Here is a 12,895-nt window from a genome sequence, read left to right on the forward strand (position 1 = left end):
AGCCAGCGACGGGGGTGGGCTCATTTGGTTCCAAAAATCCGGTCGCCCGCGTCGCCCAGCCCCGGCACGATGTAGCCGTGCTCGTTCAGGCCACGGTCCACCGCCGGGGTGTAGATCGGCACATCGGGGTGGTGGTCGTGGAAGTTCTGGATGCCCTCGGGGCACGACACCAGACACACAAAGCGGATCGAGCGCGGGTTCGTCTGCTTGAGCCGGTCCACCGCCGCCACCGCCGAGTTGCCGGTGGCCAGCATCGGGTCGAGCACGATCACGTCGCGCTCTTCCATGCCGCTGGGCATCTTGAAGTAGTACTCCACCGCCTTGAGCGTGACCGGGTCGCGGTACAGGCCAATGTGGCCCACGCGCGCGGCGGGCAGCACCTGCAGCATGCCGTCCAGAAAACCGTTGCCCGCCCGCAAAATGGACGCCAGCACCACCTTTTTGCCGTCGATGATGCGCGAGCTCATCTTTTCCAGCGGCGTCTCAATCTCAATCTCCTGCATCGGCATGTCGCGCGTCAGCTCATAGGCCAGCAAGATGCTGATTTCGTGCGCCAGCTCGCGAAAGCCCTTGGTGCTGGTGTCTTTGCGGCGCATCAGCGTCAGCTTGTGTTGCACCAGCGGATGGTTGATGACATGCAGTTCTCGGCTCATGGGTGGCTTTCAAGAAACGGTAGGACAAACGCCACCGGCAGGCACAGCCCGTGCACGGTTGGCGCTCAAAAGGAGGTCGTGTGAAGTTTATGCCCGAACCCGGGCCAACTCGCCACCCAGCGGCGCTGGGTGCGGCACCCCACCCGCAGCAGGCGCGCTCAAGCCGCGCTGTGGTCCAGTGCAGCGGCGGCCGGTGTGGCGGACGGCACGGCATCGAGCACCAAACGCTGGGCATGCGAGTAACACAGAAAGCGCTTGTTGGTGGCCCGGCCCACGGCGCACAAGCCCACGCGCTGGGCCACTTCGAGCCCCATCTGCGTGATGCCGCTGCGCGACACGACCACCGCCACACCCATTTGCGCCGACTTGATCACCATCTCGCTGGTGAGCCGCCCGGTGGTGTAGAAAACATGGTCCACCCGCTCAGCCACGGGCCGCTGCTGCAGCGCCATCCAGCCGGCAATGGTGTCCACCGCGTTGTGGCGGCCCACGTCTTCCACAAACAGCAGCAAGGCATCGCCGCGAAACAAGGCGCAGGCGTGCACCGAACCGGCCGATTTGTAGGTGCTTTCCTTCAGACGGATCGCATGCAACATGCCGTACAGCTGCGACTGCCGCAGCACCGCCGCGTCGGGCAAGCGGATGCTGTCCACCTCGTCCATCAGGTTGCCAAACACGCTGCCCTGACCACAGCCGGTGGTGACCACGCGCTTGGCGGTGCGTTCTTCGATGCGGTCAATGCCGTGGCGCGTCTTGACCGAAGCCGCACCCACGTCCCAGTCCACGGTGATGGACTCGATGTCGTCCACCGAGGCAATCAGTCGCTGGTTCAGCAAGTAGCCCAACACCAGCCACTCAGGCTGGGCGCCCAGGGTCATCAACGTCACCAGCTCGCGCTTGTCCACGTACACGGTGAGGTCGCGCTCGGCGGGGATCGAGATCGACTCGCGTTCACCCAGCTGGTTCATGACCTCCACTTCGCGGGTCAGCGGCGCGCGGGCCTGGGTGAGTTGGGGCAATGGCATAAGGACGGTTACAAAAAAATCGAAGGCTGGACATTCAAAGTCAAAGGGCCGGCACCCGAAGGCGCGGCCCTTTCTGACCTGCACGCGTCAAAGTCAACGCTTCACGCGGATCACTTGGCCGCGGTCTCCACGGGGGCCACGTAGGTGAAGGGTCCCGGATCGGCGCAGGCCGGAGCACCCGCCAAAGCAGGCTTCACCGACTTGCCCGTGGCAGCTGCGGTCTTGAAGTAGTGGCCCGCTGCACGGTCCATGGAAAGACACAGCTTGTAGCTGTCCACCTTGCCGGCCCAGGCGGTTTTCGCTTTGGCTTCTGCGGCCTTGGCCTTGGCTTCGTCGGTCAACACGGGCGCGGGCAGCTTGGCGTGGGCGGCAAAAGCCAGCAACAGAGAGGTACAAATAAGCAGGCGTTTCATGATCGTCCTTGGCGAAGGGTGGCGTTCAGACCTTGACGGGCTGGTTGGCGACGGAACTGGCCGGGTTGTTGGCGCTGCGCTGGGCAGGAATCTTGCCGGCCTTGATGTCGTCGTACCACAGCTCGTGGTGTTCCTTGGCCCAGGTTTCGTCCACATAACCGGTCTTCATGGCCTTGTAGGCGCCGTCCATGCCCAGGGTGCCCATGTAGATGTGGCCCATGAACATGGCCATCATCAACACCGCTGAAGCGGCATGGATCATGTGCGCCACCTGCATGTTGGCGCGGGTGTACTCGACCGCTGGAACGATCTTGTCCAGGAACACGCCCGACCCCACCACCAGCAGACCAAACAGGAACACGCCGGTCCAGAACAGCACCTTTTCACCGGCGTTGAAGCGGTGCGAAGGCACCTCGTGTCCGCCGAACAGACCACCACCCTTGAGCAGCCAGGTGATGTCTTCCTTGCTCGGCAGGTTGTCCCGGGCAAAGGTGATGATGACCACCACCAGCGACACGGCAAACAGCGGCCCGACGAAGTTGTGCGCGTTCTTGAGCGCGTAGGCGAGCCAGCCAAACAGCGTGGTGCCGATGACGGGCAGCAAAAAGAACTTGCCGAACGCCATGACGATGCCGGACACGGCCAGCACCACGAAGGCAATGGCGTTGACCCAGTGGGCGGCGCGCTCCACATAGGTGAAACGCTCGATCACGCGGCCGGTTTCCTTGCCGTGCAGCGGGATGGTGCCCTTGGCCTTGTAAAACAGGCCAATGGCCACCGCGACGATGATCAGCAACGATCCGCCATAGGGGATCAGCCAGTGATTGCGCACCTGCCGCCAGGCTTCACCGGCGTTGGTCAGGCGCGAGCCGGGGTACTGCACAAAACCCTGAATCAGGTTGCCCGATTCAGCGTACGGCAAGCTGCTGTAGCCGGTCACGCCTTTGCCCACATCGCGCCACAGGGGCGCGTTGTTGCCGGGCTGCACCTGCTTGCGTTCGGCGTTGGTCTGGCTGGCGTAATTCGGGTCGGTGCTGGCGTCGGGTGCAATCTCAAAGATGTTGGCACTGCGAATACCGCCCGTCTCGGCCGGCGCGGCCACCGCCGCAGGCGGTGCCGGGTCGTCGGGCACAGACTCCACCTTGAGGGCTTGTGCGCTGGCCCAGGTGCTGCTGAGTGCCAGCAACACGGGTGCCCACGTGCGCAGGGCCGTGAGACGGCCGATCATGGAATTCGGGAACCATTGCATGAGGCGCTCCCTTTATTGGTTGGTCATGCGGGTGTAGTCGTTTTGACCGTACTGGGCACGGGTCTTCAACTGCTGCTCCCAGCTGTTGCGATCGCCCGCTTTCCAGCCGCCCTGGGCGTACTGGCTGGAGCCCACGCCGGTGTAGGGCGCGCCGTCCTGCTTGACGCCCGAGCCGCTGAGTTCCTGCGGCTGGTCGCCGCAGGCCGACAGCGTCATGGCAGCTGCCGCCAGGGCAGCGATGGTCAGGGTGCGCTGGATCATGATTTCGCTCCTTGTGCCGTGCCGTAGGCGGTGCCCCAGCCCCAGACTTCGGCACCTTTGCCGCGGCGCAGCACGCGGCTGCGGAAAATGTCGGCCACCACGTCGCCGTCGCCAGCGAGCAGGGCCTTGGTCGAGCACATTTCGGCGCAAGCGGGCAGCTTGCCCTCGGCCAGGCGGTTGCGGCCGTATTTCTCGAACTCGTCCTGGCTGCCGTGGGCCTCGGGGCCACCGGCGCAGAAGGTGCACTTGTCCATCTTGCCGCGCACGCCGAAGGTGCCTTGCGACGGGAACTGCGGCGCTCCAAACGGGCAGGCGTACGAGCAGTAGCCGCAACCGATGCAGACATCCTTGTCGTGCAGCACCACGCCCTCGTCGGTGCGGTAGAAGCAGTTGACCGGGCAGACCGCCATGCAGGGTGCATCGCTGCAGTGCATGCAGGCCACCGAGATGGATTTTTCGCCCGGCACGCCGTCGTTGAGGGTGACCACGCGCCGGCGATTCACGCCCCACGGGACTTCGTGTTCGTTTTTGCAAGCGGTGACGCAGCCGTTGCATTCGATGCAACGCTCAGCGTCGCAGATAAATTTCATTCGTGCCATGTGTCCGCTCCTCAAGCGCGTTCTACGTTACAGACCGTGGTCTTGGTTTCCTGCATCATGGTCACGATGTCGTAACCATAGGTGGTGGCGGTGTTGACCGCCTCGCCACGCACCACCGGCATGGCGCCGTCCGGGTAGTAGGGCTTCATGTCTTCCCCTTGCCAGCGGCCCGAGAAGTGGAACGGCAGGAACACGGTGTCGGGCGCCACGCGCTCGGTCACCAGGGCCTGCACGTTGATGCGTGCGCCGGTGGGGCTGCTCACCCACACGCGCTCGCCGTTGCGAATGCCGCGCTCGGCCGCTGCTTTCGGGTTGAGCTCGACAAACATCTCTTGCTGCAACTCGGCCAGCCAAGGGTTGGAGCGGGTTTCCTCGCCGCCGCCCTCGTACTCCACCAGACGGCCAGAGGTCATGATCAGCGGGAATTTCTCGTAGACCTTGTCGTCCACGTTCTTCTGCTGCAGCGACTTGTAGAGCACCGGCAGGCGCCAGCGGGTCTTCTGGTCGTCGTGGCTGGGGTACTTGGCCACCAGATCGGGGCGCGTGCCGTAAATCGGCTCGCGGTGCTGCGGAATCGCGTCGGGGAAGTTCCACACCACGGCGCGGGCCTTGGCGTTGCCAAACGGGTGGCAACCGTGCGCCATGGTCACGCGCTGAATGCCGCCCGACAGGTCGGTCTTCCAGTTCTTGCCCTCGGCGGCGGTTTTCTCGGCGTCGGTGAGGTCGTCCCACCAGCCGAGTTTCTTCAACAACACGTGATCAAACTCGGGGTAACCGGTGGTGATTTCGGCGCCCACCGAGTGCGAGCCGTCTTCGGCCAACAGGGTGGCACCCTCGCGCTCCACGCCGAAGTTGGCGCGGAAGTTGCCGCCGCCTTCCATGACGTGCTTGGAGGTGTCGTACAGGTTGGGCGAGCCAGGGTGCTTGATGGCGGCGGTGCCGTAGCACGGCCAGGGCAGGCCAAAATAGTCACCGCTCATGTCGTAGCCGGTGTCCTTGTCCACCACCTTGCCCTTGCACTTGAGCGTCTTCACATCAAAGGCGTCCATGTTGCGCATGTGGGCCTTCAGGCGCTCAGGCGTCTGGCCGGTGTAACCAATGGTCCAGACCGAGGCGTTGATTTCGCGCAGGATGTCCTCGGGCACGGGCTCGTCCAGGCCCTTGACCTTCTGCATCTTGTAGTTCTTCGACAGCTCGGCCGCAAAGCCCAGTTTTTCGGCGAACTGGTGCATGATCATGTGGTCGCTGCGGCTCTCCCACAGCGGCTCGATGACCTTCTCGCGCCACTGAATGGAGCGGTTCGACGCGGTGCAGGAACCACTGGTTTCAAACTGCGTGGCCGCCGGCAGCAGGTACACCGCGCGGTTGGGGTTCTGGTCTTCCGGCTTGCCGGGCATGGCCGCCATCGACGCGGTGGCCGAGGGGTACGGGTCCACCACCACCAGCAGGTCGAGCTTGTCCATGGCCCGCTTCATCTCCAGACCGCGGGTCTGCGAGTTGGGCGCGTGGCCCCAGAAGAACACGCCGCGCAGGTTCGGATCCTGGTCGATGAGTTCGTTGTTCTCCAGCACACCGTCGATCCAGCGCGACACGGTGATGCCGGGCTTTTCCATCATGCCGTCGGCGTACTGGGCCTTGATCCAGTCGTATTCCACGCCCCAGACCTTGGCAAAGTGCTTCCACGAACCGGCGGCCAGGCCGTAGTAACCGGGCAGCGAGTCGGGGTTGGGGCCCACGTCGGTGGCGCCCTGCACGTTGTCGTGGCCGCGGAAGATGTTGGTGCCACCACCGCTCTTGCCGATGTTGCCCAGCGCCAGCTGCAAGATGCACGAGGCGCGCACCATGGCGTTGCCAATGGTGTGCTGCGTCTGGCCCATGCACCACACGATGGTGGCGGGCTTGGCTTCGGCCAGCATCTTCGCCACTTTGAACATTTGCGCTTCGGGCACGCCGCAGGCTTCTTCCACCTTGTCGGGCGTCCACTTGGCCAGCACGTCTTCACGCACCTTGTCCATGCCGTAAACACGGTCGTTCACGTACTGCTTGTCATCCCAGCCGTTCTTGAAGATGTGGTGCAGCAGACCAAACAGGAAGGGGATGTCGGTGCCGGAGCGGATGCGCACGTATTCGTCGGCCTTGGCGGCCGTGCGCGTGAAGCGCGGATCGACCACGATCATCTTGCAGCCGTTTTCCTTGGCGTGCAGCATGTGCAGCATGGACACCGGGTGTGCTTCTGCCGCGTTCGAGCCGATGTACAACGCGCACTTGCTGTTCTGCATGTCGTTGTACGAGTTGGTCATTGCCCCGTAACCCCAGGTGTTCGCCACGCCGGCCACCGTGGTGGAGTGGCAGATGCGCGCCTGGTGGTCGCAGTTGTTGGTGCCCCAGAAGCTCACGAACTTGCGCAGCAGGTAGGCCTGCTCGTTGTTGTGCTTGGAGGAGCCGACGAAGTACACCGAATCGGGGCCGCTGGCCTCGCGCAGCTCCTTCATTTTGGCGGTGATCTCGGTCAGCGCGGTGTCCCAGCTGATGCGCTGGTACTTGCCGTTGACCAGCTTCATGGGGTAGCGCAGGCGGTATTCACCGTGGCCGTGTTCGCGCAGGGCAGCACCCTTGGCGCAATGCGCACCCAGGTTGATGGGCGAGTCGAACACCGGCTCCTGGCGCACCCAGACGCCGTTTTCGACGATGGCGTCGGTGGCACAGCCCACCGAGCAGTGGGTGCACACGGTGCGCTTGACTTCGATCTTGCCGGTGCCGTCGATGGAACCACCGGTGGCGGCCTTGGCTTTTTTCACCAGCGTCAACTGGGTGGCGGCCAGGCCAACGCCCACACCCAGACCCGAGCGGCGCAGAAAGCCGCGGCGGTCCATGGTGGGCAGGGCCGCAGACAGGCCGCGCTGCAGGCTGTGGACAAAGGAGGTGTGGGCGCGGGCGCTGGTGGCGCCGGTGCCAGACGTTTTTTTGGTCAGCAACATGGGGGTCTCCTGCCTGCTCAGATCAGGGTGGTTTTGTAGTACTGCTTGACGTGGTCCGACAGGCTGTAGCCACCGCCTTTTTCGGGCTTCGGGCGCGGCGCCACAGCGGCCGCTTCTTCGGTTGTCGCACGGGGGATGAGAACGGCGGCGGCGGCCAGTGCGCCCACGGTGCTGGCACCGGCAAACAAGGTGCGGCGGCTCAGGCGGGTGCGGCCTTCGGTCGGCTCGGAAAGGGGCTTGCGCATGCGTGTCTCCTGGTTGAACAAACACCCTTCGCGCGCCAAACGGCGGCGCCTATGGGCTTTTTGCATACGGCAAATCTAACCGCCGCACCGACTCAGTGCAAGGCGTGCCGGGCGGCAGGGATGGGGGTTTGTACCAATGGCCCGCCTGCGCAGCGCGCTGGCGGCGGCGCGGCTGGGCGCGCTGCGTTTTTCATAGCCAGAAGCGTGCCATAAGCACCGACTTATGCAACTCAGACCATGATCGAAGCACCAAAATCGTGCACTCACCCACGGGCAGGGGCACAGCCCCGTGTGCATGCCGATGGTGTTGCGGGACAAGCCTGGCACTGGCGCTCGACCCCCCGTGGTTCAGCCCCATCCGGGCGCCCAGGTTGCGACAACTTGTCGCAACCTGCGCGGTTTGTCGCACCCGGCAAAAACCGCCGAACGTGTCGGAATTGCGGCAATACCCAAGTGATTTTGTAGGCTTCGTCCGTAGAATGCCGCCGGGTGGAACCCACCTTTTCTCCCTCTTCCCCCGAAAAACCCCTCGAAGGCTGGCCCGACTGGTCGATCCTGATCGTGGACGATGAGCAAGGCATGCTCAACTTTCTGGTGAAAACGCTGGCGCCGCGCTGCCAATTCGTGATGAGCGCGGCCAGTGCCGAAGAAGGGGCGCAATGGCTGCGGACGCACCATGTGGACCTGGTGATCCTGGACATTTCGCTGCCCGGCAAAAACGGCGTGGCCTGGCTCAAAGAACTGCGCGAGCAGGGGTTCAGTGGCGAGGTGATTCTGATCACCGCGTTTGCCGACCTCGATACCGCCATCGAGGCGCTGCGCGCGGGCGCCTCCGACTTCATCCTGAAGCCGTTTCGGGTGCCGCAGATTCTGAACGCCATCAAACACTGCTTTGAACGCTCGCGCCTGAGGCGAGAAAACTTTGTGCTGCGCCGCGCCGCGGCCTGCCCGGTGGGGCGCGGCCTGTCGCTGGTGGGTTCGTCGCCGGTCATGCAGCAGCTGCGCGGGTCCATCGGGCGGGTCGCACTGGTCAACAGCACGGTGCTGCTGCAGGGCGAGTCGGGCACCGGCAAAGAACTGGTCGCGCGCGAACTGCACGCCCAGAGCGCCCGCGCCACCGGCCCGTTTGTGCCGGTGAACTGCGCAGCGGTGTCGCCCGAGCTGATTGAAAGCGAGTTGTTTGGCCACGCCAAAGGCGCCTTCACCGGCGCCACGCGGGCGCGCGATGGCCTGTTCCATTACGCGCAAGGCGGCACGCTGTTTCTGGACGAAATCGCCGAGCTGCCGCTGCCCATTCAGGCCACGCTGCTGCGCGCCATTGAAGACCTGAAAATCCGCCCGGTCGGCAGTGAGCAACTGATGCCGGTGAACCTGCGCATCATGGCCGCCACCAACCGCCGCCTGGCCGACGAGGTGAGCGCGGGCCGCTTCCGCAAAGACCTGTACTTTCGCCTGCAGGTGGTGGACCTGAGCCTGCCGCCGTTGCGCGAGCACAAAGAAGACATTGCCGAACTGGTGGCGCACTTCATGGCCCAGCTGGCTCCCTCGCTGGGCGTCGAACCGCTGCAGATCAGCGCACCAGAGATGGACTACTTGCAGCAATACGACTGGCCGGGCAATGTGCGCGAGCTGCGCAACCTGATTGAACGCTCGCTGATTCTGGGCGCCGTCAACGTGTCGGCGCTCTACCCCGGCGGCGGTGCACAGCGCAGCCCCCAGGCGAACACCAAACCCACCGACCTGCACACACTGGAAAAGCAGCACATTTTGTCGGTGCTGGAATCGGTGCAGGGTGACAAAACCCGGGCCGCGCTGCTGCTGGGCGTGTCACGGCGCACGCTGGAGCGCCGCGTGGCCGAATGGGCTGGGCTGTGACACCGCCGCCGCGCTGTACGCAACCCTGCCAAGGGGGCCCCGGCCAAGCCGGTGGCGGTTGTTGGTCAACGGCATGAAACGCTACACGCCCCGCTGGCTGGCCGCGTCGGTGCGCAACAAGCTGCTGGCCATGGCGCTGCTGCCGCTGCTGGTGGTGTTTCCGCTGCTGGTGCTGGCCATGGCGGTGTGGAGCCACATCACCTACGACCGGCTGCTCATCACCAAAGTGCGCAGCGACCTGGCGGTGGCGCGCGGCTACTTTGACCAGGTGCTGATTGAAGTGGGCAGCGGCACCCGAGGGGTGGCCGGCTCGCAGCGCTTGCTGGGCGCCCTGCCCACGGCAGGCCGCAACGCACCAGCCACCCCGGCGCAAGACACCCTGCGCCAGCGGCTGGACGAAGCGCGCCAGGAACTGCGGCTGGACTTCTTGCTGATTTACGGCACCGACGGCCGGGTGCTGGCCAGCGCCGACGGTGTTCCACCACACGCCGCCCTGCCCGCCGACCTGCGCGGTCTGGTCCCCGAAGCCACGCAAGCCGGTGCCGCGCGCGCCGCGCGGCTCATGCGGCTGGACGCTGCCAGCATCGCCGGCATGGCGCCCCAGCTGCTGCCGCGCCTGCGCATTCCCCTGGTGTCCACCCGCAACGCGGCACCCGACACCCGCCGCCAGGAAGACCGGGCCATGGTGGTGGTGTCGATGCAAGCCGTGCGCGACGCCTCCGGGCAGGTGGTGGCTCTGCTGGCTGGGGGACTGCTGCTGAACCAGAACCTGGACTTTATTGACCACATCAACCGCATCGTCTACCCCGAAGGCTCGCTGCCCTTTGGCAGCGAAGGCACGGCCACGCTGTTTCTGGACGATGTGCGCATCACCACCAACGTGCGCCTGTTCCAGGACCAGCGCGCCATCGGCACGCGCGTCTCGCAAACCGTGCGCGAACGCGTGCTGGAGCAAGGCCAGACCTGGCTGGACCGCGCCTTTGTGTTGAACGATTGGTACGTGTCGGCCTACGACCCGCTGCTGGACGCCGCCGGACAGCGCATTGGCATGCTGTATGTGGGCTATCTGGAGTCGCCGTTTCGGCTGGTGCGGTTGGCCATGATCGGCGTCATGGGCCTCATATTCCTGGCCGTCATGGCGCTCTCGGCCTGGTTCTCGGTGCGTTGGGCGCGCAGCATTTTCCAGCCGGTGGAACGCATGAACGGCACCATGCAGCGGGTGGAAGACGGCCAGTCCAACGCCCGCGTGGGCGCCCTGCCCGCCCGCGACGAACTCGGCGCGCTCGCCGCCCATCTGGACCAGTTGCTCGACGTGATCGACGACAAAACCCGCACCCTGCAACGCTGGGGCGAGGAGTTGGACCACAAAGTGGCCGAACGCACCCGCGAACTCGAAGCCAGCAACGCCTCGTTGCAACTGGCGCAACAGCAATTGGTGAAAAGCGAAAAACTCGCGGCCATCGGTCAGCTCACCGCCAGCATCGCCCACGAAATCAACAACCCGATTGCCGTGATGCAAGGCAACCTGGACCTGATCCGCGAAACGCTGGGCGAGCACAGCCAACCGGTGCGCGCCGAACTGCGGCTGCTGGACGAACAAGTGGAGCGCATGCGCCTGATCGTCACGCAACTGCTGCAATACGCCCGCCCCACCGAATACGCGGGCTACGTGGAAACGCTGGACCTGAACCGCACCGTGGACGACTGCCTGGTGCTGGTGGCGCACCTGCTGGCGCAAACCCGCATTGAGGTGCAGCGATGCCTGCAAGCGACCCAGCGCGTGGGCTTCAACCGCCAGGAACTGCAGCAGGTCATCATCAACCTGCTGATCAACGCTTTGCAGGCCATGCCGCAAGGCGGGGTGTTGCGGCTGGAAACGCGCGACTGGGTGTTTTCGGAAGACGACACGCCCAAGCCCGGCGCCCTGCTCTGCGTGCTCGACAGCGGCACCGGCCTGGCCCCTGGCGTGCAAGAGCGCCTGTTCCGCCCGTTTTTCACCACCAAAAACGACGGCAACGGCCTGGGCCTGTGGATCAGCCAAGGCCTGCTGGAGCGCTACGGCGGCCGGTTAGAAGCCAGCAACCGCAGCGACGGCCCCGGCGCGGCCTTTACCGTGAAGCTGCTGACCGAGCCGCAAGCGCCCGCGGCGGTGAACACGCGGGACGGGCGGCCCGGGGGATGAAAGCATGCTGAGAATTTTGCCCACAAGCAAGCCCACCTTGTGGGCGGGTGCGCTACAGGTCCGACAGGCTGCTAGGTTCAACTCAATTTTCTTTGCTCAGCAAGATCGGACCCACCGCTGGTTTCCAGCACCCAGGCCCCTCGTCGCTCCAGCTGAGGCAACGCGGCCAGCGCAGAAACGATATGGAACTGGGTAGGCATTTGCTCCCAATTCGTTTCAAGGAAACGAACGCGACCATGCCCAAGCCGCAGGCGCTCAACATGAACCTGGGTACCCGAAGGGGAAAGACAGGCGTGGGCAAGAGCTGCAGAGCCCCAGTTCTGGGTGTCCGGAATGTATTTGTAATGCAAAGTACCCTGACTCTTGCCCACTCCAAGCCCGGGGTACACAGGGACCTCGTTGTCAGCGTCCTGGAGGTCGCATACTTCCAGCTCAAAAAACTGATGGGAGAGCCACGAAGCGATGCATGAGATTCGATTCTGGTAAATCCGCGGTGGTGGCAAATCGCACCAAAGCTTGGCAAAACCCAACTCTTCTCGACCGCTCAAGATGGGATCCGCCAGGTTTTCCCAAAGCACTGGGAGAAAGCTGCCGGTCACCTCGTCAGCGACGCCTTGGAACTTCGCGGGGAAGCGAACTTGCAGCATGGAATAACCACGTCCAGCAAGCCAGTTCAGCCCAGAAAGGACATGAAACTCGACGGTGACGACAGGCTCTCCTGCCAGCACAAATCCGGGGGGCAGTAAACGAGCAAGATGCTCCGCCTTTGTCAGAAAACCCGTTGCAACGGTGAACTTCTGAGCTGTATGGGCCCCATCAACAGCGTCCCCGTTCGGCCCTTGCCGGGGCCCAGGGGTTGGCCCAAATCCGTAGGGCATTCTGTGTATTTTTCTGGTTTTGACTGCGTTCCCTGTCATGAGTCAGTCTTTCATGAGTTGCCGGCCGATCAAGCGCTGCTGTATCTGACGGGTTCCCTTGTACAGCCGAAGCCAGCGAACCTCTCGATAAAACCTCTCCACCTTGTTTGTCAAATTCCACACGGAATGACGAAGAACCCAAACAACCCAACAGCTTTCATATCTTGAACGATTGTCAGCAGGAACCTCATCCGTCTCTTCAACCTGATCTTCGGACGGCACCAGTCGGTCCATCACGAACCGATGCACCGTGCTTTGCACAATATTGAAGGTTTCTTGATCGATGGCCATTTTTATTCGCTCCTATACACCGCTTAAACCCGCTCGATGATCAGCGCAATGCCCTGCCCCACGCCGATGCACATGGTGCACAAGGCGTAGCGCCCGCCGGTGGCGTGCAGGCGGTTGACCGCCGTGGTGGCCAGGCGCGCACCGCTGGCACCCAGCGGGTGGCCCAGCGCAATGGCGCCGCCCCAGGCGTTCACGCGCTCGTCGTCG

12 protein-coding genes and 1 pseudogene are annotated in these 12,895 nt (G+C 64.0%); 2 read left to right on the forward strand and 11 right to left on the reverse strand.

What is annotated here, in order from left to right; genetic code table 11:
- Window positions 1–20: 20 nt before the first annotated feature.
- From upp to Q7J58_RS21355, 8 genes are all read right to left on the reverse strand, one after another.
- Window positions 21–653, reverse strand: coding sequence for a uracil phosphoribosyltransferase (gene upp, locus Q7J58_RS21320; RefSeq protein WP_304831907.1), 633 nt, complete (start codon window positions 651–653; stop codon window positions 21–23).
- A 158-nt stretch (window positions 654–811) separates the two neighbouring features.
- Complete coding sequence (locus Q7J58_RS21325; RefSeq protein ID WP_304831909.1) at window positions 812–1,678, reverse strand: formate dehydrogenase accessory sulfurtransferase FdhD; 867 nt, start codon at window positions 1,676–1,678, stop codon at window positions 812–814.
- A gap of 110 nt (window positions 1,679–1,788) precedes the next feature.
- On the reverse strand, window positions 1,789–2,091 hold the full coding sequence (locus Q7J58_RS21330; protein ID WP_304831910.1) for a hypothetical protein: 303 nt from the start codon (window positions 2,089–2,091) through the stop codon (window positions 1,789–1,791).
- A gap of 25 nt (window positions 2,092–2,116) precedes the next feature.
- Window positions 2,117–3,340, reverse strand: a complete 1,224-nt coding sequence (locus Q7J58_RS21335; protein ID WP_304831911.1) for a formate dehydrogenase subunit gamma — start codon at window positions 3,338–3,340, stop codon at window positions 2,117–2,119.
- A 12-nt stretch (window positions 3,341–3,352) separates the two neighbouring features.
- Complete coding sequence (locus tag Q7J58_RS21340; protein ID WP_304831912.1) at window positions 3,353–3,601, reverse strand: hypothetical protein; 249 nt, start codon at window positions 3,599–3,601, stop codon at window positions 3,353–3,355.
- Window positions 3,598–4,200 (reverse strand): formate dehydrogenase FDH3 subunit beta, encoded by a 603-nt coding sequence (gene fdh3B, locus Q7J58_RS21345; protein WP_304831914.1) that lies wholly within the window; start codon window positions 4,198–4,200, stop codon window positions 3,598–3,600. Before fdh3B ends, Q7J58_RS21340 begins: the two co-directional genes overlap by 4 nt.
- An 11-nt stretch (window positions 4,201–4,211) precedes the next feature.
- Window positions 4,212–7,178: a formate dehydrogenase subunit alpha gene (locus tag Q7J58_RS21350; protein WP_304831916.1), complete on the reverse strand. Its 2,967-nt coding sequence runs from the start codon at window positions 7,176–7,178 to the stop codon at window positions 4,212–4,214.
- A gap of 17 nt (window positions 7,179–7,195) precedes the next feature.
- Window positions 7,196–7,423 (reverse strand): formate dehydrogenase, encoded by a 228-nt coding sequence (locus Q7J58_RS21355; protein WP_304831918.1) that lies wholly within the window; start codon window positions 7,421–7,423, stop codon window positions 7,196–7,198.
- A gap of 489 nt (window positions 7,424–7,912) precedes the next feature.
- Between Q7J58_RS21355 and Q7J58_RS21360 the strand changes: the two genes are divergently transcribed.
- Window positions 7,913–9,298, forward strand: coding sequence for a sigma-54 dependent transcriptional regulator (locus Q7J58_RS21360; RefSeq protein ID WP_304831920.1), 1,386 nt, complete (start codon window positions 7,913–7,915; stop codon window positions 9,296–9,298).
- A gap of 73 nt (window positions 9,299–9,371) precedes the next feature.
- Window positions 9,372–11,480 carry a cache domain-containing protein gene (locus Q7J58_RS21365; protein ID WP_304831921.1) on the forward strand — a complete coding sequence of 703 codons (2,109 nt, stop codon included), beginning with the start codon at window positions 9,372–9,374 and terminating at the stop codon, window positions 11,478–11,480.
- Between the two features lie 77 nt (window positions 11,481–11,557).
- On the opposite strand, the gene Q7J58_RS21370 is transcribed toward Q7J58_RS21365, so the two are convergent.
- From Q7J58_RS21370 to Q7J58_RS21380, 3 genes and pseudogenes are all read right to left on the reverse strand, one after another.
- Window positions 11,558–12,358: an acetoacetate decarboxylase family protein gene (locus Q7J58_RS21370; protein WP_304831923.1), complete on the reverse strand. Its 801-nt coding sequence runs from the start codon at window positions 12,356–12,358 to the stop codon at window positions 11,558–11,560.
- Window positions 12,359–12,400: 42 nt separating this feature from the next.
- Window positions 12,401–12,688, reverse strand: coding sequence for an acyl-CoA dehydrogenase family protein (locus tag Q7J58_RS21375; protein ID WP_304831925.1), 288 nt, complete (start codon window positions 12,686–12,688; stop codon window positions 12,401–12,403).
- A gap of 23 nt (window positions 12,689–12,711) precedes the next feature.
- A pseudogene (locus tag Q7J58_RS21380) lies at window positions 12,712–12,895 on the reverse strand (3-oxoadipyl-CoA thiolase); the annotation flags it as partial.

Origin of the sequence: Hydrogenophaga sp., assembly GCF_030656115.1 — a bacterium.
In the GTDB taxonomy this organism is placed as follows: Bacteria; Pseudomonadota; Gammaproteobacteria; order Burkholderiales; family Burkholderiaceae_C; genus Hydrogenophaga.